General features: G+C 70.5%; 19 protein-coding genes and 1 pseudogene. 15 read left to right on the top strand and 5 right to left on the bottom strand.

Annotated features, from left to right (window positions below; translation table 11 throughout):
- The first annotated feature begins 56 nt into the window (after positions 1-56).
- Entirely contained in the window at positions 57-575 is a 519-nt protein-coding gene (locus PH203_RS02355) for a DUF4240 domain-containing protein (RefSeq protein WP_289916602.1), read from the top strand.
- 66 nt (positions 576-641) lie between these two features.
- Positions 642-1,187 (top strand): carboxymuconolactone decarboxylase family protein, encoded by a 546-nt coding sequence (locus PH203_RS02350; RefSeq protein WP_289915462.1) that lies wholly within the window; start codon positions 642-644, stop codon positions 1,185-1,187.
- A 36-nt stretch (positions 1,188-1,223) separates the two neighbouring features.
- Here PH203_RS02350 and PH203_RS02345 read toward each other — a convergent pair whose 3' ends face one another.
- Entirely contained in the window at positions 1,224-1,430 is a 207-nt protein-coding gene (locus PH203_RS02345) for a hypothetical protein (RefSeq protein ID WP_289915461.1), read from the bottom strand.
- 251 nt (positions 1,431-1,681) lie between these two features.
- On the opposite strand from PH203_RS02345, the gene PH203_RS02340 reads away from it, so the two are divergent.
- Positions 1,682-2,035, top strand: a complete 354-nt coding sequence (locus PH203_RS02340; RefSeq protein ID WP_289915460.1) for an STAS domain-containing protein — start codon at positions 1,682-1,684, stop codon at positions 2,033-2,035.
- 118 nt (positions 2,036-2,153) lie between these two features.
- Positions 2,154-3,296 (top strand): peptidoglycan bridge formation glycyltransferase FemA/FemB family protein, encoded by a 1,143-nt coding sequence (locus PH203_RS02335; RefSeq protein ID WP_289915459.1) that lies wholly within the window; start codon positions 2,154-2,156, stop codon positions 3,294-3,296.
- 21 nt (positions 3,297-3,317) lie between these two features.
- Here the strand turns inward: PH203_RS02335 and PH203_RS02330 are convergent.
- A pseudogene (locus tag PH203_RS02330) lies at positions 3,318-4,175 on the bottom strand (peptidoglycan recognition protein); the annotation flags it as partial.
- Between the two features lie 205 nt (positions 4,176-4,380).
- Between PH203_RS02330 and PH203_RS02325 the strand changes: the two are divergent.
- A complete protein-coding gene (locus PH203_RS02325) occupies positions 4,381-5,574 on the top strand; it encodes a MarP family serine protease (protein WP_289915458.1) in 1,194 nt (397 codons plus the stop codon).
- Between the two features lie 201 nt (positions 5,575-5,775).
- Here PH203_RS02325 and PH203_RS02320 read toward each other — a convergent pair whose 3' ends face one another.
- Complete coding sequence (locus tag PH203_RS02320) at positions 5,776-6,264, bottom strand: GNAT family N-acetyltransferase (protein WP_289915455.1); 489 nt, start codon at positions 6,262-6,264, stop codon at positions 5,776-5,778.
- 56 nt (positions 6,265-6,320) lie between these two features.
- On the opposite strand from PH203_RS02320, the gene PH203_RS02315 reads away from it, so the two are divergent.
- Positions 6,321-7,217 carry a TIGR01777 family oxidoreductase gene (locus PH203_RS02315; RefSeq protein WP_289915453.1) on the top strand — a complete coding sequence of 299 codons (897 nt, stop codon included), beginning with the start codon at positions 6,321-6,323 and terminating at the stop codon, positions 7,215-7,217.
- Positions 7,218-7,390: 173 nt separating this feature from the next.
- On the top strand, positions 7,391-8,758 hold the full coding sequence (locus PH203_RS02310; protein WP_289915451.1) for an NAD(P)/FAD-dependent oxidoreductase: 1,368 nt from the start codon (positions 7,391-7,393) through the stop codon (positions 8,756-8,758).
- Here PH203_RS02310 and PH203_RS02305 read toward each other — a convergent pair.
- Entirely contained in the window at positions 8,755-10,188 is a 1,434-nt protein-coding gene (locus PH203_RS02305; RefSeq protein WP_289915450.1) for a regulator, read from the bottom strand. The genes PH203_RS02310 and PH203_RS02305 overlap by 4 nt on opposite strands.
- 216 nt (positions 10,189-10,404) lie before the next feature.
- Here PH203_RS02305 and lipB point away from each other — a divergent pair, with 216 nt between their 5' ends.
- From lipB to PH203_RS02285, 4 genes are all read left to right on the top strand, one after another.
- Positions 10,405-11,202 carry a lipoyl(octanoyl) transferase LipB gene (gene lipB / locus PH203_RS02300; RefSeq protein ID WP_289915448.1) on the top strand — a complete coding sequence of 266 codons (798 nt, stop codon included), beginning with the start codon at positions 10,405-10,407 and terminating at the stop codon, positions 11,200-11,202.
- Between the two features lie 121 nt (positions 11,203-11,323).
- Positions 11,324-12,289: a lipoyl synthase gene (lipA, locus tag PH203_RS02295; protein WP_289915446.1), complete on the top strand. Its 966-nt coding sequence runs from the start codon at positions 11,324-11,326 to the stop codon at positions 12,287-12,289.
- A gap of 258 nt (positions 12,290-12,547) precedes the next feature.
- On the top strand, positions 12,548-12,748 hold the full coding sequence (locus PH203_RS02290) for a hypothetical protein (protein ID WP_289915444.1): 201 nt from the start codon (positions 12,548-12,550) through the stop codon (positions 12,746-12,748).
- A 60-nt stretch (positions 12,749-12,808) separates the two neighbouring features.
- The gene (locus tag PH203_RS02285) at positions 12,809-13,510 is read left to right on the top strand and encodes a DUF4191 domain-containing protein (protein WP_289915442.1); all 702 of its coding nucleotides are present in this window, start codon (positions 12,809-12,811) and stop codon (positions 13,508-13,510) included.
- Between the two features lie 83 nt (positions 13,511-13,593).
- Here PH203_RS02285 and PH203_RS02280 read toward each other — a convergent pair whose 3' ends face one another.
- On the bottom strand, positions 13,594-14,061 hold the full coding sequence (locus PH203_RS02280; RefSeq protein WP_289915440.1) for an RDD family protein: 468 nt from the start codon (positions 14,059-14,061) through the stop codon (positions 13,594-13,596).
- 199 nt (positions 14,062-14,260) lie between these two features.
- Between PH203_RS02280 and glnA the strand changes: the two genes are divergently transcribed.
- From glnA to htpX, 4 genes are all read left to right on the top strand, one after another.
- The gene (gene glnA, locus PH203_RS02275) at positions 14,261-15,670 is read left to right on the top strand and encodes a type I glutamate--ammonia ligase (RefSeq protein ID WP_289915439.1); all 1,410 of its coding nucleotides are present in this window, start codon (positions 14,261-14,263) and stop codon (positions 15,668-15,670) included.
- A 93-nt stretch (positions 15,671-15,763) separates the two neighbouring features.
- Complete coding sequence (locus PH203_RS02270; RefSeq protein WP_289915438.1) at positions 15,764-16,054, top strand: hypothetical protein; 291 nt, start codon at positions 15,764-15,766, stop codon at positions 16,052-16,054.
- Between the two features lie 134 nt (positions 16,055-16,188).
- On the top strand, positions 16,189-18,936 hold the full coding sequence (locus PH203_RS02265; protein ID WP_289915437.1) for a substrate-binding domain-containing protein: 2,748 nt from the start codon (positions 16,189-16,191) through the stop codon (positions 18,934-18,936).
- Positions 18,937-19,047: 111 nt separating this feature from the next.
- On the top strand, positions 19,048-19,974 hold the full coding sequence (htpX, locus tag PH203_RS02260; protein ID WP_289915436.1) for a zinc metalloprotease HtpX: 927 nt from the start codon (positions 19,048-19,050) through the stop codon (positions 19,972-19,974).
- Positions 19,975-19,980 lie beyond the last annotated feature (6 nt).

Genomic DNA, 19,980 nt, shown 5'->3' with positions numbered 1-19,980 from the left:
CAATCCGCCGCACTCCACGTGCGCCTCACCCGTCCAGGGCCGATGCTGGACCCGTGATGGACGAGACGGAGTTCTGGGAGCTGGTGGACGCCACCCGCGAGGCCGCCGAGGGCGACCCCGAGGAGCAGGCCGACCTGCTGGTGGACAAGCTGCTCCAGCTGGACCCGGAGATGGTCCTCGACTTCGCCCGTCACTTCGAGGCCCGCTACCAGCGCGCGTACACCTGGGACCTCTGGGGCGCCGCCTGGGTACTGCTCGACGGGGCCAGCGACGACGCCTTCGACTTCTTCCGGTGCTGGTTGATCGGCCAGGGCCGCGAGGTCTACGAGGGTGCCGTGCACGCGCCCGACTCCCTGGCCGACCTCCTCGACGACTTCGACGAGGAGATCGACGGCGACGGGGAGGAACTCGGGTACGCGGCCGACGAGGCCTACGAGGAACTCACCGGCACCATCGCCCCCGACCTCGGCATCCCACCGGCACCGGCCGAGCCGGAGGGGACACCGGTGGACTTCGAGGCGGAGCGGGTGCTGGCGGAGCGGTATCCCAAGTTGTGGGAGCGGTTCAGGGGCTGACGCCCAGGAACTGGGACTTACGTCCGGGAGCAGAGACTTACGTTCAGGAGCGCAGAAGGGGGAAGCATGGCCCGTATCCCGTACCCGGAACGTCCCGCCGACGGTGTCGCGAAGCTGCCCGTCCCGCTCAACGCCTTCCGTATGCTCTCGCACGCCCCGCCGCTGACGGACACGGCGATCGACATGGGTCTGGCCGTGCTGCTGGAGTCGACTCTGTCCGTCCGGCTGCGCGAACTGGTGATCATGACGGTCGCGGCGGGTACGGGGTGCGAGTACGAGGCCGCCCAGCACCGGCCGATCGCCCTGAACTCCGGTGTGACAGAAGCCCAGTTGGCCGCGGTCGCCGAACTGCGTTCCGATGGGCCGGAGTTCGACGCTGCGGAGTCGGCTGCGGTGGCGGCGGTCATCGAGCTGGTCGGCCGGCACACCCTGTCCGAGGGCGGGTTGGCGGCTCTCCGCGCCGGGTTCACCGACCGGCAGGTCGTCGAGATCGTCACGACCGTCGGCTACTACGTCATGCTGGCCGGCCTCATGAACGGCCTCGGGGTGGACATCGATCCGTCCGGGGAACGGTTCCTCGGACTGTCCGGGCCGGACGGCGGTCAGACGTAGCGCTTCGGGTCGGACCGGGTCGACCCGGACCGGACCCTAGACGCCCGCGGTGCGCCTGCGGCCGCTGTCGGCCGGGAGGTAGCCCTGCGTCCGGTCGAGCTCGACCACCGCATGGTGCATCGGCGCCGCGTTCGCCTGGTCCAGCGCGGAGGCCGTCACGGCGGCCGGGCCGAGGACGACGGCCACGGCCGCGCAGAGCGCCGCCCAGGGGCCGCGGGTCATCCTGGTGTACGTGCTGGTCATGTTCCCCACCTCCGACATCGGTGCCTGTGCGCAAGACGATAGGCAGGCTGTTTCGGGGTGATCGTTGAGCGGGCTGCGAGAAACCTGTGAACCGGGAAAGGCGCGGCAGTTGAGGCAGATACGGCAGACGGCCGCGCTCGAGGTTTCCCGAACCCGCTTTCACCGTGCGGTACCCCTCGGCTACCTTCGGCGATGAGGACTGGTCAGGAAGCGGCCCGTCTCCGAGTCGCACCCCTGCTCAGGAGCCGATCGTGCCGCTGCCGGTCTCCCACAACCTCGACGACGTCCTGGTGATCGAGCTGAACGAGATCATCGACATCGCCAACGCCGATCACATCCGCACCGACCTCGTACGGCGGTTGTTGCGCGCCCCCGGCCAGGAGACGAGCGTGGTCGTTGTCGACCTGCGCTGCTCGTGTCTGACCTCGACCGGCGTCGCCGTGCTGGAGGACGTGCAGGACCTCGCTGCGGCGCTGCGGCTCCGGCTGCTCGTGGTGGCGACGTATCCGTTCACCCGGCGCGTCCTGCGGATCACCGCCGTGGATCAGCGCCTGGAGGTGTATCCGCGTCTGGCCACCGCGCTGGAAGCGGCCCGGCGCCGGTGACCGACGTCACGGGACCGGCCCGGAAGGTTCACCTGTGAGCTCTTGACCCGCGCCGTGATCCCCGGCGTACGGTGGCCGCCCGCGCCGCCGCGCGGCCCCGAACAGGAGCACCGCTGCCATGACCAGCCCGTACGTGCGGGAGATATCGCGCGAGGAGCATCTCGCCCACCTGCGGCTGCACCCGGACGCCAGCCATCTCCAGATCCCGGAGTGGGGCGATGTGAAGCCCGACTGGCTGGCGGAGAGCGTCGGCTGGTTCGAGGTGGGTGAGGGGGGCGGGGAGGCCATGGTCGCGGCCGCGCTGGTGCTGTACCGGCCGCTGCCCGGGACCCGGCGCTTTCTGGCCTATCTTCCCGACGGGCCGGAGATCGACTGGCGGGAGGCCCGTCTGGAGCGCTGGCTGGATCCGCTGGTCGCGCATCTCGAAGCGCGCGGGGCGTTCTCGGTGCGGATCGGCCCGCCGGTCGTCGTACGGCAGTGGGAGCCGGGGACCGTCACGTCGGGGATCGCCGACCCCGCCGTACGCCGTCTCCACGATCTGCCCGCGGCCGCCATCGACGGGTACGCGCTGGACGCCGCCGAGCGGCTGGGGCGGCTCGGGTGGCGGCGGTGCGAGGAGGGGGACGGGAACGGGTTCGGGCTCGGTCAGCCGCGTTACGGGTGCCTGGTCCCCCTGGAGGGGCGCACCGCCGACGATCTGCGCGGCGGCCTCGCACCGCACTGGGAACAGGCGTTGCGCACGGCGGAGCGGGCGGGGGTGCGGGTGTCGTGGGGCTCGGCGTCGGATCTGCCGGACTTCCACCGGCTGTACGTCGCGACCGCCGCCCACGACGGCTTCAAGGCCCGCCCGTTGGACTACTTCCGCCGCATGTGGAAGGCGCTGAACGCCGAGGACGACGACCGGGTGCGGCTGTATCTCGCCGAGTACGACGGCGTCGTACTGTCCGCCGCGCTCATGATCAACGTGGGTGCGTGCTCCTGGCACTCGTATGCCGCGTCCGGCCGTCAGGGGCGTCAACTGCGGCCCAGCAGCGCTCTGCTGTGGCGGATGATGAACGACGCGCGGTCAGCGGGCGCCGAGATGTACGACCTGCGGTCCATCACGCCGAACCTCACCGAGGACCGGCTCCTCGGGCGGCTCCGCTTCAAGCTGGGGGCGGGCGGCATGGCCGTGGAGTACCTCGGGGAGTGGGAACGCCCGGTCGGCAGTCAGGGGAAGGTGCTGCAGCGGGCGGTGCGGGCGTATCTCGGACGCCGGTGAGGCGCCGGCCGGCGTCGGGGCACGGCCCTGGAGGCGGGCCGCCGTCCGCCTGATCTCCGGGATTCGGGCCGTGAGGGCCGCGCCGGGGCAGCTGGTCATGTAGCCCTCGTCGTGGCCGGCGACGGCGGGGAGCCTGGCGGTGGTGCCGGCGGCGTAGCGGCTGTGGCCGTTGCTGGAGGTCAGTGTGGCGCTGCCCTGCGGGTCGACGTCCGCGAGGCCCAGTTTCCAGGCCGCCAGGGCCGCGATCGCGTCCGTCATGGCCTGCGGGACCGGGACGCCCGCCGTGAAGGTGCCGAGGGCCGCTATGCCGGTCGTGCGGTGGTTGAAGCCCTGGGTGTGGGCGCCGGTGACGGGGCGGTCGACGCCGCCCGCGCGGCCCTCGTAGATGGTGCCGCAGCGGTCGACGAGGAAGTTGTAGCCGATGTCGTCCCAGTCACGGACGCCGGTCTGTCCGGCGGCGAGGTAGCGGATGATGCGGGGCGCGTCCGCGCAGGCGTAGCCGTTGGGCGAGTCGGTGTGGTGGATGAAGACGGCCACGACCTTGTCGTCGTAGCGGGCGGGGGGCGGGGTGCGGGCCGTGGTGTTCGCCTCGCCCGTGCCCGTCGCCCAGACCGAACGCGGGACGATGTGCGGCCGCGCCGCGTGGTGCGCGGCTGCGGGGCGGGCCGCAAAGGGGTGTGCGGGGTGGGCCTCGGTGCGGCGGTCGACGCCGTACGCGCAGAGCACGAGGACGACGACGGCCGTCAGTCCGGGGACGCAGGCGAGCAGGAGCAGCACCCGGGCGGGGAGGCGGACCGGGCGCCACGGCGACCGGGGCGCCCGGGTCCGTATTCGGACCGTCCGGCGCCGTCGTATCCCCCGTGATCTTCGGACACGCATGGTCCCACTCTCGTCCGGATCCGTGCCGTCCGCGATGTGTGGTGTGCCACCCGGTGGAACCATCGTCCTGGTCCGGGGCGTTTCTCCGGATGCACGTACAACGTGCGTACGTACGCGTGGCCGGTTCCGGACGCCGCGCGCGCGTGCCTGCTGATCACTGGGACCGTCCCCTGCGTAATAAGGGGTCCGAGAGAAAGGCGGCTCCGTGGACCTGCTCGACATCCTGCTGGCGCTGGTGATCCTGGCCTACGCGGCATCCGGCTACCGGCGCGGCCTGGTGGCCGGCTGTGTCTCGCTCGCCGGGTTCGTGGGCGGCGCGGTCATCGGTGTGTGGGTGCTGCCCTGGATGATGGATCTGACGACTCCGGGCAGTACGTCGGCGACGGTGACCGCGGTGCTGACGGTGCTGGTCCCGGCCGTGGTCGGGCACGAACTGGCGGGGCGGCTCGCGCTGCGGCTGCGCCGGGAGCTGGGCCGTGCCAGTCTCGGCCCGCTCAGGGTGGCCGACGGGATCGGCGGGGCGGCGGCCAACTCGGTGGCCGTGCTGATCGTGGCGTGGGTCGCGGCGAGCGTGCTGGGCGCGTCCTCGTCGGCGGTGCTGACCACGGCCATCCAGGACTCCCGTCTGCTCGGCGCCGTCCAGGACGCGATGCCGGACACCACGCCGACCTGGTTCTCCCGGGCCACCTCGGCGCTCACCGAGGCGGGCTTCCCGCAGGTCTTCAACCCCTTCGAGAACGAGTCAGCGGCCACCGTCGCCAAGCCCACCGGCGACAGCGTCACCGCGCGCGCCACCGACGCCGCCAAGGACAGCACCGTCAAGGTCGAGGGCATCAGCGGCACCCAGGGCCGCGAGGGCAGCGGCTTCGTCTACGCCCCGGAGCACGTCATGACCAACGCCCATGTGGTGGCCGGCATCGACGAGCCGACCGTCCGGGTCGGCGGGGTGGGGCGGTCGTACGAGGCCCGCGTGGTGCTCTTCGACCCGGACAAGGATGTGGCGGTGCTGTACGTGCCCGATCTTCAGGCGCCGGTCCTGCGCTTCGAGGACAGCGCCTCGCGCGGGGACTCGGCGGTCGTCGCCGGCTATCCGCAGGACGGCGATCTCAACCTCCAGGCGGCCACGGTCGCGAACCGGGTGCGGGCGACGGGCCAGAACATCTACAACGACGAGACGGTCACCCGCGAGATCTACTCGATCCGCTCGACCGTCCGCCCGGGCAACTCCGGCGGACCGCTGCTGACGACGAGCGGCGAGGTCTACGGAGTGGTCTTCGCCCGCTCGACGTCCGATGCCGAGACGGGGTACGTCCTCACCGCCGCCGAGGTCGCGGACGACGCCGAGCGCGCGGCGGACGCGACGGCGCCGGTGGACACGGGCGACCTGGTGACGTCGTAGCGTCGTAGCGTCGTAGCCCTCAGCGGTGGTCTTTCGCACGGTGTGCGGTATCCGGGGCGGGGCCTGGGCATACCCCTGATCATGTGCCCAGACCCCGGGAGGTTTCCGTGCCCGTCTTCTTTCTGATCTCGCTGCTCCTCGCGGGGGCCGCGCTCCTTCTGGTCGCCCATCGGCGGCGCAGCGCCGCCCGGGCCGATCAGGTCAGAGACTGCGCCCCATGAGGACGTCGTCGACGTAGGCGCCGTCGAGGAGGAACTCCCCCGGCAGGACCCCCTCGACCACGAAGCCCTCGGACTCGTAGAGCCCCCGGGCGGGGGTGTTGTGGGAGAGGACGCGCAGGGCGATGCGGCGGGCGCCCTGTCGTCTGGCCTCGTCCTGCACCGCCCGCAGCAGCGCCCGGCCGACCCCCGCGCCCCGCGCCTCCTCGGCGACGACCAGGCCCTGGATCTGGCGGACGTGCGCGTTGCAGGCCAGCGAGGTCGGGAAGCCGAGCCGGATGTAGCCGACGACCACCCCGTCGAGTTCGGCGAGGAGATGGTCGCGCGGGCCGAACCGCTCGTCGTAGAAGGGCTTGTACGGCGGCTGGGGGCGCGGCCCGACGGCGTGCAGCGTGGACCAGGCGGCCCGGTCGAGTCGGCCCAGGGCGTCCTCGTCGTCGAGGGTGGCACGGCGTATGTACGGCTCAGACATGACTGTCACCCTACGGGGCCGGGGCTTTCGCCGGGCCTCGGCGCAGAATGGCACCCATGCGGCGTTCGAGGATCGCGGTGGCCGGTGCGTCCGGTCTCATCGGTGGAGCCCTGACCCGGTCGCTGACCGCGGACGGGCACGAGGTGGTGCGCCTGGTGCGGCGGGCGCCGAAGGACGAGGACGAGGTCCGCTGGGACCCCGAGGGCGGGCGGGTGGACGCGGCCGGGCTCGCCGGGTGTGACGCGGTGGTCAACCTCGCGGGCGCGGGAATCGGCGACCGGCGCTGGACCGACGCGTACAAGGCGAGGATCCGTCGCAGCCGGGTGCTCGGCACGGCCGCCCTCGCCGAGGCGATCGCCTCGCTGGACAAACCGCCGCGGGTCTTCGTCAACGGCAGCGCGATGGGCTACTACGGCGAGACCGGCGACCGAGTCGTCGACGAGAGCGCGCCCGCGGGCGACGGCTTCCTGCCCGAGCTGTGCGTGGAGTGGGAGGGCGCGGCGGCTCCCGCCCAGGAGGCGGGCGTGCGGACCGTGTTCACGCGGACCGGGCTGGTGGTGGCGCGCGGCGGCGGGGCCTGGGGACGGCTGTTCCCGCTGTTCCGGGCCGGGCTCGGGGGGCGGTTGGGCGACGGGCGGCAGTACTGGTCGTTCATCTCGCTGCACGACGAGGTGGCCGCGATCCGGTATCTCACCGACACCGACGGGCTGTCCGGACCGTTCAATCTGACCGCCCCGGACCCGGTGACCAACCGTGAGATCACCGCGGCCATGGGACGCGTGCTGCGCCGCCCGACGCTGTTCACCGTCCCGGCGCCGGTGCTGCGGGCGGTGCTCGGCGAGCTGGCCGTGGACGTCCTGGGCAGCCAACGGGTGGTGCCGAGGCGGCTGTTGGAGTCGGGGTTCACCTTCGCCTTCCCGGAGATCGAGGGGGCGGTCCGGGCGGCGCGGTGAGAGCGGACGACACAGCCGGTGCGACCGTATGCGACCGCCGTGCGACCGTGCCCTGTTCATGCGCGACTGTTCCTGACCGGCTACCGCCTTAACCTCGACCCGAACTCGGGTATCCCCGGAGCCAGTTGGGGGCATGACGTCTCCACCGGCCGCGCAACCTCGAGGAGGGGCACGTGCTTGAGCCCGCGTACCAGGCGGACGTCGTGATCGTGGGAGCCGGAGTCGCCGGCCTCTCCGCCGCGCATCGGCTGACCAGCGCAGGAGTGACGACCGCGGTACTGGAGGCCGCCCATGGGGTGGGCGGCCGTATGTCGACCGAGAAGGTGGACGGCTTCCGGCTCGACCGGATCGGACAGCTGCTGTCCACGGCGTATCCGGAGCTACGCCTGACACCCGGCCTCGACGGACTGGTCCTGCGTCCGTTCGCCCCGGGTGTCCTGCTGCACAGCGACGGCCGCCGGCACCGCGCGGGAGCACCAGCGGGCACCGGGGGCGCAAGGGGCGCACTCCATGCCGTACGTGCCCTGGCGAGCGCCCCGAGGCCGACGGTCGCACCCGGTACCGGCGCGAGCGCGCCCCGGGGAACCGCTCCGCTGGGCACCGCCGTGGACCAGGCCCGCCTTGCCGCCGCGCTGACCCGCGTGGCGAACACCCCCATCGAACGGCTCCTCGCCCGCCCGGAGCTGCCCGCGGGGCAGTCCCTCACGGCCCGCGGCCTGCCCTCCCGTACGGTCGACGGCTTTCTGCGCCCCCTGCTCGCCGCGCTCCTGTGCGACCCGGGGCTCACCACCTCCAGCCGCTGCGCCGACCTCGCCCTGCGCGCTTTCGCGGCGGGACGGCTGTGCGTGCCGGAGGGCGGCGCCGAGGTCCTCCCGGAGCTGCTGGCCCGCACCCTGCCGCCGGGCACGGTGCACACGGGCGTCAGGGTCACCTCGGTGTCGACGCGCTCGGTCACCACGGCCGAGCACGGCGAGTTCCGCTGCCGCGCGGTCCTCCTGGCGACGGACGCCCGCACCGCCGCGGACCTGCTGCCGGGCCTGCGCGTCCCCGACTTCCACCAGCTGACCGTCGTCCACCACACGACGGACGAGCCCCCGGAGACAGGCGCGTCCCTGCTCCTGGAGGCGGACCGGGGCGGCCCGGTGGCCCACACGGCGGTGGTGAGCCAGGTGGACCCGAGCCGCGCCCCGGCAGGCCGCGCCCTGATCACCTCGACGGTCCTCGGACCTCCCCCACCGGACGTGGAAACGGCCGTACGCACGCACCTGTCCCGCCTGTACGGCACCTCCACGACACGCTGGGAGACCCTGGCGGTCCATCACACCCCGGAGGCGGTGCCGGCGATGAGGGCCCCTCACGACCCGCGCCGCCCGGTACGCCTGCTGGCAGGCCTGTACGTGTGCGGGGACCACCGGGACACCAGCACCGTCCAGGGCGCCCTGCACTCGGGCCACCGGGCGTCGACGGCGATCCTCTCGGACCTGGGAGCGACGGGCCCGATGCATCAGGCGGAGCCGCTCCCCGCCGCCGAGGCCGCCTAACCGAGCGCCGCCACCTTGTCCCGGTAACCCCTCACCGGCGCCGCGTCCTTGTACGGCTCCAGCCGCTTCTCGAAGTCCCGGACGTACTCGATCGCCCGTACCGATCGCATCTCCGCGGCAGCCCCGGCGGCCTCCGCCCCCAGCGCACACGCCTGGTCGAGCTCCCCCAGGCCGAGGCGGGCGGAGGCCAGCACCACCCGGCAGAAGAGGCGGCTGCGGGCGTACGCCGGGGCGCGCAGCTGCAGGGAGCGCTCGGCGTGCTGAGCCGCCGCCCGGAACTGCTGCAGATCCCGGTGCGCGTGCCCGAACTCGTCGGCCAGCTGCGCCTCGTCGAAGAACCGCGCCCAGTACGGCACCTCGTCACCCGGCCGGGCCGCCTCCAGGGCGCGCTCGGCCCGCACCAGGGCTCCCGTGCACGCCCGCACCTCCCCCAGCACCCCGTGGCCCCGCGCCTCGACGGCGTGCAGGAGCGCCTGCACCACCGGCGGGGCGTTCGTCCCGACCCCCTGCTGAGCCACCCGCGCGAGCTGCACCGCCTCCCGCCCGTGCCCGAGATACACGGCCTGCCGGCTCATGGTGATCAGCACATACGACCCGTACGCCCGGTCCCCCGCCGCCTGCGCCAGCCGCAGCGACTGCACGAAGTACCGCTGCGCGAGCCCGTGCGCCGCGATGTCGTACGAGGTCCAGCCCGCGAGGCGGGTCAGGTCGGCCGTCGCCGCGAACAGCCGGCGGCCGGTCTGCTCGCCGTATGTGCCGCGCAGCATCGGCTCGCACTCGTGCTCCAGATACCGCACCAGGGCCTGCCGGGCGTGTCCGCCGCCGTACATGTTGTCGAGGGAGCGGAACAGCTCCCCGACCGACCGGAGGGCCGCGATGTCGCCGCCGGTGACCTTCTGCCCGGGCCCGCGCTCGGCGCCGCGCTGCCGGGGTACCGCCGGGCGCCCCTGTGCGGGGACACGGGCGGGCTGTTCGCCGCGGGCCACCTTGTCGTCGGCGCGTCCGATCAGCCAGTCGCGGCTGGGCACGACGAGCCCCGCCGGGGTGAACGCGATCTTGCGCAGTTCGGCATGGCTTCCGGAGTCCTTGCGCCACAGCCCGCTGACGATGTCGACGGCCTCCTCGGGGGTGGCCGCGAACTCCAGCCCGGCGTACACCGGCGCACAGGCGTCGAGCCCGAGGTCCTGCGCGGTCAGCCGGCGCCCGAGCCGGCGGGTGAAGACCTCGGCGATGAGGGCGGGGGTGGTCCCCCGGGGCTGCTGACCGCGCAGCCACCGGGTGACGGATGTCTTGTCGTATCTCAGATCAAGCCCGTGTTCGAGACCGAGCTGGTCCACTCGACGGGCGAGCCCCGCGTTGGAGAACCCCGCTTCTGCGATGAGCGCGGCGAGCTGGCGGTTGGGAGTGCGCTGCGCGGGTCGTTCCGTCATCTGGGGTGGTGTCTCCTGCCCGGATTGCCTGTGAGCAGCCCTTATGGCCTCTATAGGACGGCGCGAATGTAGCGGAGAGTGAGCAGACGATCGCACACTTCGACGTTCGTTCATCCGATCGTGTGAGGATTGACCGCACGGCTGACGCGCGACCGACAGTCGTACAGTGGCGTAGGCACAGTTCGTGCCTTACGACTCGCCAGGGAGGCGCTTGCCGTGAGTGAGTTGCGGTTCGTCCGCATGGGGTTCGGCGCGGACGCCGTCGAGTACCAGGAGGCGTGGGACGAGCAGCGCCGGGTGCACGCGGCGCGGTTCGCCGACGAGGTCCCCGACACCGTCCTGCTGCTCGAACACCCGCCGGTCTACACGGCCGGACGGCGGACGGCGGACAGCGAACGTCCTCTCGACGGCACCCCGGTCATCGACGTCGACCGCGGCGGCAAGATCACCTGGCACGGCCCGGGCCAGCTGGTGGGCTACCCCATCCAGAAGCTCCCACGTCCGGTGGACGTCGTGGCGCATGTACGACGCCTTGAGGAAGCGCTGATCCGCACGTGCGCGGAGTTCGGCCTGGAGACCAGCCGGGTCGAGGGGCGCAGCGGGGTGTGGGTGCTCGGCGACCCGATCGAACAGCGTCCGTCCATCGGCGGACTGTCGCTGGACTTCGACCCCCGTCTGCACGACGAGGAGTTCGACCCGCGGATGAACGGGCCGGAGTACGCCCCGTCCAACGCGGGCCAGCGGCGCGAGGACCGCAAGATCGCGGCGATCGGGATCCGGGTCGCGAAGGGGGTCACGATGCACGGCTTCGCGCTGAACGTGAACCCCGACAACCGGTGGTTCGACCGGATCATCCCGTGCGGGATCCGGGACGCGGGGGTCGCTTCGCTGGCGGGCGAACTCGGTCGGGACGTCACGATCGCGGAGGTACTGCCGGTGGTGGAGCGGCACTTGAAGGACGTCCTCGAGAACGCGGATCTGAAGCCGCGGGAGATCGAGAAGGCGACCGCCTGAGGTCGGGAATCAGCCCTGAAGCGCCGGGGTTGGCCTAACAGCAAGGCTTGGTAAGCACGGGCGTACCCTGGTGTACGCCGAAGAATCGAATGCTTCGTTAGTCAATCAGCAGGGAGCCGCTGTGTCCGCAGTCACACCCGACGGACGCAAGATGCTGCGCCTGGAGGTCCGGAACGCCCAGACCCCCATCGAGCGCAAGCCCGAGTGGATCAAGACGCGGGCGAAAATGGGTCCCGAGTACACCGCGATGCAGAAGCTCGTGAAGAGCGAGGGCCTGCACACGGTCTGCCAGGAAGCCGGCTGCCCCAACATCTACGAGTGCTGGGAGGACCGCGAGGCGACCTTCCTCATCGGCGGTGACCAGTGCACCCGGCGCTGCGACTTCTGCCAGATCGACACCGGCAAGCCCGAGGCCCTCGACCGTGACGAGCCGCGCCGGGTCGGCGAGTCCGTGGTCACCATGGACCTGAACTACGCCACCATCACCGGCGTCGCCCGCGACGACCTGGAGGACGGCGGCGCCTGGCTGTACGCCGAGACCGTGCGCCAGATCCACCAGCAGACCGCGGAGCGCGAGGGCGGCCACACCAAGGTCGAGCTGCTCGCCCCCGACTTCAACGCGGTGCCGGAGCTGCTCCAGCAGGTCTTCGAGTCCCGCCCCGAGGTCTTCGCGCACAACGTCGAGACGGTGCCGCGGATCTTCAAGCGGATCCGCCCCGGCTTCCGTTACGAGCGCTCCCTGAAGGTCATCACCGAGGCCCGCGACTTCGGCCTGGTGACCAAGTCCAACCTGATCCTCGGCATGGGCGAGACCCGCGAGGAGGTCAGCGAGGCGCTGAAGCAGCTGCACGACGCGGGCTGCGAACTCGTGACCATCACGCAGTACCTGCGGCCTTCGGTGCGCCACCACCCCGTGGAGCGCTGGGTCAAGCCGCAGGAGTTCGTGGAGCTGAAGGAGGAGGCCGACCAGATCGGCTTCTCCGGTGTGATGTCCGGTCCGCTGGTCCGGTCCTCGTACCGCGCGGGCCGGCTGTACCAGATGGCCGTGGAGAAGCGAGGCGCGTACGTGGCCTCCCAGGCCGTCTGATGGCACTGCGTGCCACCCAGCGCGTGTGAATCCGAGCACAAGCAGCTACCGTCCGGTAGTGGCCGGTTGACGCGGCCCCGGGCGTCCTCGCAGATGAGGACGCCGTCAGGGCCGCGTCAGTGTTTTCGGCCTGGGTATCAAGGCTTCATTGGTGTTTGACCGGTCGGTCACGCCCTGGTAACACCAATCAGTGACCCTGGTTGTACAGCCCGTGCACCACTCACCAGAGCTGCTTATCCCTGAGGGGGGACCTCCATCATGCAGGCCGCGCCCGTACGCGCCACCGCCATTCCATCGCTCACCGATGCACTCCGTGCCGTCGAGTCGCTGCTCATGAGCAGCGGTCAGCGCACCGCCCGCCGCAACGCCTGGACGTCCGTCCTGGAGGACCGCCGCCGAGCCAAGGACAGGGTCGAGGCGCAGCGGGTCCTGGAGCAGTCGCTCGCCGGTCGTTCCTGAACGTTTTCCTCCGGGGCACTGCCGTCGTCGGCGCTCCTGGGGCCACGTAGACTTCGTGGCATGGCGAGAAGTGACAGTGCGGCCGATGCCGCTAACCCCGGGCGACTGAAGCAGATCGCCCTGACGTACAAGATGACCCGCAGGGCCGACAAGAAGATCGGCCTTGTTCTTTCGGGCGTCTTCATCCTCATCCTCGGTGTCTTTCTCGCGATCGGCTTCCTGATCGGCCACCCGGTCTACCTGGGCATCCTGGGCCTTCTGCTCGCCCTCCTCGGGACGGCGATCGTCTTCGGGCGCCGGGCCGAGCGGGCCGCGTTCGGACAGATGGAGGGGCAGCCGGGCGCTGCGGCCGCCGTACTGGACAACATCGGCCGGGGCTGGACGACGACCCCCGCGGTGGCGATGAACCGCAGCCAGGACGTGGTGCACCGGGCCGTCGGCAAGGCCGGCATCGTGCTGGTCGCCGAGGGCAACCCGAACCGGGTGAAGGGCCTGCTGGCCGCCGAGAAGAAGAAGATGAACCGGATCGTCGCGGACGTACCGGTGCACGACCTGATCGTCGGCACGGGCGAGGGCCAGATCCCGCTGAAGAAGCTGCGGACCTCGATGCTGAAGCTGCCGCGCGTGCTGACCGGTCCCCAGGTGACCGCCACCAACGACCGGCTGCGGGCCATGGGCGACCTGATGAGCAACATGCCGTTGCCGAAGGGCCCGATGCCGAAGGGCATGAAGCTGCCGAAGGGCGGCCCGAAGGCTCGCTGATTCACCTGCCACGAGATTTACCCGCTACGACGAAGAGGGCGCCCGGTGTGATCCGGGCGCCCTCTTCGTCGTAGCGGAGATGTTCAGATGCGGACCTCGACCGTGCGGGCCAGCTGGTCGTGGAGGCCGCGGCCGTCGCGGTCCCAGATCAGGGCCGGGACGGCGAGGAAGAGCAGGACCGTGCGGAGCAGGGCGCGCAGCGGGTTGACGGTGCCGGTGGCCAGGCTGACCACGCGGAGGCCGAAGAGGCGCTTGCCGGGGGTGAAGCCGAGGGTGCCGACCGTGAGGACCATGAGGACGAAGAGTACGATCGGGGCCCAGATCTGGGCCGCCTCGTTGTAGCTGTCCGCGATCAGGCCGTATGCGATCAAGAGGCAGAGGCCCCAGTCGACCACCAGTGCGCCGATCCTGCGGCCCGGGCGGGCGATGGAGCCCGGCCCCTCCTCGGGCAGGCCCAGCTGCTCACCCCGGTATCCGAAGTCGACACCGGCTTGCTCGGCGGCCGCGCGGGGGCCCGAGAGCCACGATCCGATTGCTTCCCTCTTGTCCACCCGTCCACGGTACTGCGCCCGTTTCGGGATACGGACAGGTGGGGTGCGGTGCGGGATGTCCGGTTAACTTGTGCGAAACAAATGGGTCACGCCCGAGAAATCACGCGTCCCTACTGTCGAGGTCAGCGTGTGCCACCGCACTGGCCGCACGAACGAACTACCACCCCGGCGCGGACGGGCCGGGAGTAGGAGGAGCTGGATGTTCCAGAACGCCGACGAGGCCAAGAAGTTCATCGCGGACGAGGACGTCAAGTTCGTCGACGTCCGCTTCTGCGACCTGCCGGGCGTCATGCAGCACTTCACGCTGCCCGTCGAGGCGTTCGACCCGGACGAGGAGCTCGCGTTCGACGGCTCGTCGATCCGTGGTTTCCAGGCCATCCACGAGTCCGACATGGCGCTGCGCGCGGACCTGTCGACCGCCCGGGTCGACCCCTTCCGCCGCGACAAGACGGTCAACATCAACTTCTTCATCCACGACCCGATCACGGGCGAGCAGTACTCCCGTGACCCGCGCAACGTGGCCAAGAAGGCCGAGGCTTACCTCGCGTCGACCGGTATCGCGGACACCGCGTACTTCGGTCCCGAGGCCGAGTTCTACGTTTTCGACAGCGTGCGCTTCCAGACCTCCGCGAACGAGTCCTTCTACCACATCGACTCCGAGGCGGGCGCCTGGAACACCGGTGCGATCGAGGACAACCGCGGTTACAAGGTCCGCTACAAGGGCGGCTACTTCCCGACCCCGCCGGTCGACCACTTCGCCGACCTGCGCGCGGAGATCTCCCTCCAGCTCGCGGCCTCCGGCCTCCAGGTCGAGCGCCAGCACCACGAGGTGGGCACCGCCGGCCAGGCCGAGATCAACTACAAGTTCAACACGCTGCTCGCCGCGGCCGACGACCTCCAGCTCTTCAAGTACATCGTGAAGAACGTGGCCTGGAAGAACGGCAAGACCGCGACCTTCATGCCGAAGCCGATCTTCGGTGACAACGGCTCGGGCATGCACGTCCACCAGTCGCTGTGGCAGGGCGGCTCCCCGCTCTTCTACGACGAGGCCGGCTACGCGGGCCTGTCGGACACCGCCCGCTACTACATCGGCGGCATCCTCAAGCACGCCCCGTCGCTGCTCGCCTTCACCAACCCGACGGTGAACTCGTACCACCGTCTGGTGCCGGGCTTCGAGGCGCCGATCAACCTGGTGTACTCGCAGCGCAACCGCTCCGCGGCCATGCGTATCCCGATCACGGGCTCCAACCCGAAGGCCAAGCGCGTCGAGTTCCGTGCGCCCGACTCCTCCGGCAACCCGTACCTGGCGTTCTCCGCCCTGCTCCTCGCGGGTCTGGACGGCATCAAGAACAAGATCGAGCCGGCCGAGCCGATCGACAAGGACCTCTACGAGCTGGCTCCCGAGGAGCACGCGAACGTGGCCCAGGTCCCGACCTCGCTCCCGGCCGTCCTCGACTCCCTCGAGGCCGACCACGAGTTCCTGCTCGCCGGTGACGTCTTCACGTCCGACCTCATCGAGACGTGGATCGACTTCAAGCGCGCGAACGAGATCGCTCCGCTGCAGCTGCGTCCGCACCCGCACGAGTTCGAGCTGTACTTCGACGTGTGATCGGACCGTAGCCGCCGCTGTCGGCTGCACGGCTCTTCCGGCGCCCCCGTTCCTGGTTCCTCAGGGCGGGGGCGTCGTCGTATGGTTTTCAACATGGCCGAACAGGACGATGACGAGCGGGAGTTCGACATCCGGTGGGCCGACGGGGCGGAGCACAAGGAGCCGTCCGCTCGGGCTCGGATGCTGGCTGCGCGGTGGAAGGAGAACCCGCCCGGGCCGCAGCCGTTCCGGGCGGAGCCGGAGAGGCGGCGCAGGCGGGGACGGGTGCGGGTGCAGGGGCGGGCCTGGGTGCGATCGCCGTGGGCGTCGACCGCACTGGTGTTCGGAACGGTGGCGGTGGTCATCCTGTTGCTGGGGTGGGCGGACTTCAGGGCGCCTTACTAGCGACCGCTCTTGTCAATACCCGTACCTGCCAGGGCCGTTGGGCTGCATGATGTTGTTGAGCCTCTTGGGCGACAACGTCGGAGTCCGCGTCAAGATCGGTTGGTCCCGTGGCAGCAGCCCGCACGCGCACAGCGATGATCTTCACGGCCCTTCGGGTGGAGTACGAGAAGGTCACCGCCCATCTCCTGCACGCCAAAGCGCAGCACGTCGACACCGTCCAGGTCGGCCGGGGTGTGAGTGCGGCGGTCTACGAGGTGGGCGGCCGGGTCCGCTGGCGGGTGTACCTCTCCAGGACCGGGACCGGCAACACCGCCACAGCCGCGGCGGTGAGCAACTGCCTCTCCACGATCCAGCCCGACGCCGCGTTCTTCGTCGGCATCGCCGCGGGTCGCAAGGACGCCGGTCCGCGGGATGTGGTCGTCGCCCAGCGGGTGTACGCGTACCAGCACGGCAAGCGGTCCGAGAAGGGCTTCCACGCCCGGCCCGACGGCTGGAAGCCGCCGCGTGACATCGTCCATGCCGCGGAGCAGGCGGCCAACGAACTCGGTCCGCTGATCACCTACAACATCCACTTCAAGCCGATCGCGTCCGGGGACGTCGTGATCGACTCCTTGAACGCCCCCGATCACGAGATCATCGCGACGAGCTACGAGGACACCGCGGCCATCGAGACCGAGGGCGTCGGCTTCGCGAGCGCGGTCGAGGAACACGAAGGCCTCCGGTGGCTGCTCATCCGTGGCATCAGCGACCGGGCCGACGGCAGGAAGAAGGTCCTGGAGGCCGACGCCCAGGAGCAGGCCGCCCTCAACGCGGCACAGGTCGCGGTCCGCACCCTTCTGGTGCTGGACATCGAGTCGGCCGCTCGCCCCGCCGCCGTCACCCACCCGACGCTTCCGCTGGGCGTGACCATCGGCAAGAAGGCGGCCAAGAAGACGGTCAGGCCCAAGCCGCCCGCCGCGCCCATCGCGAAGAAGCCGCCCGCATCACCGCCCGGGCCGAAGTCGGCCCGCCCTGGCGCCCTCCAGGGGAAGCGGTCCCTGGCCGTCACCGCGATCGCGCTGACGACCGCCGTCGCGCTCGTCGTGTCCCTCCAGTCGTGTGGTAACGACGGCACGGGCGACGAGGGGAACCAGACGCTGTCCGTCGCTCCCTCCGCCACCCTGGCGACGTGCGGCGACCCTGACGACTATCTCTACATCGCCTCCTCCGTGGACAAGTCGAGGTCCCTGCGGGAAGCGGCGGCGAAGTACGGCAACCGCTCCAGCGGCGACACCTGTGTCGAGATCCGGGTCGAGGACGGGAACTCGGGCGAGGCGATGCGGGCCCTGGCACGCGGCTGGGACGAGGACGACGGGGAAACGCCCGACGTGTGGGCGCCGGCCGGGTCCTCCTGGCTCTCGCTCGCGCGTGCCAACGCGACCGCCAAGACCAAGGCCCTGTTCCCCCGGCGGGCCGAGTCGATCGTGACGAGCCCGCTCACCGTCGCGATGCCCAAGCCCATGGCCGAGGTCCTGGAGTGGCCCGAGAACCAGTTCACCTGGGGCGAGCTGGCCGACTGGTCGACGAACGCCGAGGGCTTCTGGGGGGCGAAGAACCGCGGCAAGCCGGAGTGGGGGGACTTCAAGCTCGGCAAGACCAACCCCGCGTACTCCACCTCCGGCCTCAACGCGACCCTCGGCGCGTTCTACGCCAACACCGGCACCAGCGGCGAGCTGACGAAGGCCCGCCTCGACGACCCCGGCAACCGCAACTTCGTCAAGAGCATCGAGCAGTCCACGGTGCACTACGGCGACACCACGCTCACCTTCCTCGCCAATCTCCGCCGGGCCGACAAGGACAGCGCGCAGAACGCCATGTCGTACATCTCCGCCGTCACCCTGGAGGAGAGTTCCGTGGCGGCCTACAACGCCGGTTATCCGTGCGGGGCGCTCAGCGACGAGAAGGACTGCGCCAAGACCCGCAAGCCGGAGACACCGCTGGTCTCGTTCTATCCGACCGACGGGACCCTGTACTCCGACCACCCCTACATCAACCTGGCCCCCGAGGGTTCGGCGAAGCGGACGGTGGCGAACGACTTCCTCACCTATCTGCACCAGCCCGAGACGTTCGACCAGTACTTCGCTCCCTACGGTTTCCGCACCCACGACGGCGAGATCACGAAGGGATCGCCGCTGTTCGACCCGGCCAGCGGGGCCCGGCCCGAGACGCCGCTCGATCCGCTGACGTTGCCCCGGGACGACGTACTGAAGCACCTCCTGGACATCTGGCCCTCGCTGCGCCGACGCGCCAACGTGCTGCTGCTCATCGACACCTCGGGGTCGATGAACGAGGAGATAGCGAGCACCGGCGACTCGAAGCTGGGGCAACTGAAACAGGCGGAGGACGAGCTGCTCGGGGAGTTCACCCGCTCGGACCGGGTCGGGTTGTGGAAGTTCTCCGACGCCGAGGACCTGGGCGGCGAGACGGACTACCGGGAGCTGGTGCCGCTCGGCCCCTACGACGAGAAGCGGCTGTCCGAGAACTTCAGCGCTCTTGAGGCGGAGGGCGCGACCGGGCTCAACGACAGCCTCGACGCGGCTCTGACCTCGATGCGCGCGGACTACGACCCGAAGGCCATCAACGCGATCATCCTGCTGACCGACGGCCGCAACGAGGACCAGGGCAGTCTGTCCGAGGAGACCCTGCTCCGGCACATTCGTGACACCTCCCGGCCCGAGGTACGGATCTTCACCATCGCCTACGGCAACAAGGCGGACGAGGAGGACCAGAAGGGCCGTACCGCACTGGAGAGCATCGCCGACGCCGCCGGTGCGCAGATGTACGACGCCAAGAAGGCCGAGATCATCGAGCAGGTCATCACCAGCGTGATCTCCAACTTCTGATCCGCTGGGTACCCATTCTTTTGCTCTCCTTAGGGCTGATCGGGATCGGTCCATGGTGGGGCCGGGTGCACACTGGCAGTGGGACGAGTGCCTGACTGCGGGGTGATGCAGATGCAGAGCCGTTTCCGGAGCGATCGGCGGCTGACCGTGCGGATGACGGTCACGCTCTTTCTGCTCGGACTGCTGTACGTGGGATTCGTCGCCGCGTTGATCGTGCTGCTGAAGTCCTGGGTCCTCGTGGTGGTCGTGGCCGCGGGGGTGCTGGGGGCGCAGTACTGGTTCTCCGACCGGGTCGCGCTGTTCGCGATGCGCGGGCGGGTCGTGGAGCGGGAGGAGTATCCGGAGTTGCACGGAGTCGTCGACCGGCTGTGCGCCATCGCTGACATGCCCAAGCCGGTGGTCGCCGTGTCGGACATCGACATGCCGAACGCCTTCGCCACCGGACGGAATCCCGATCACGCGGTGGTGTGTGTGACGACCGGGCTGCTGCGGCGGCTGTCACCGGAGGAACTGGAAGGCGTCCTCGCGCACGAGCTGTCGCATGTCGCGCACAAGGACGTCGCCGTCATCACCGTCGCCTCGTTCCTCGGTGTGCTCGCCGGGCTCGTCGTGCGGTTCGCCTTCTACTCGCAGCTGTTCGGCGGGCGGAAGGATCAGAACACCGCCGTCGTCTTCGCGGGGGTGATGGGGGTCTCCGCGGCGGTGTACGCCATCTCCTTCCTGCTCATCCGGGCGCTCTCCCGGTACCGGGAGCTGGCCGCGGACCGGGCCGCGGCGCAGTTGACCGGGCGGCCCTCGGTGCTGGCCTCCGCGCTCACCAAGGTCTCCGGGGACATCGCGAAGATCCCGAGCAAGGACCTGCGGACGGCGCAGGCGTTCAACGCCTTCTACTTCACCCCGGCGCTCGGGGCCGAGGCCGGTGTCTCGCGGCTCTTCTCCACACACCCGAGCCTGGAGCAGCGACTGGAGCAACTGGGGCGGATCTCGACCGAGTTGGGTGAGGCCGTGGTCCCGGGGGAACCGAGGAAGGCAGACTGAGAAGAC

Source organism: Streptomyces sp. S.PB5, from assembly GCF_030403745.1.
Lineage (GTDB): Bacteria > Actinomycetota > Actinomycetes > Streptomycetales > Streptomycetaceae > Streptomyces.
Note: the sequence above shows the minus strand (reverse complement) of the source record. Positions and strands in the feature narration are given on the sequence as shown.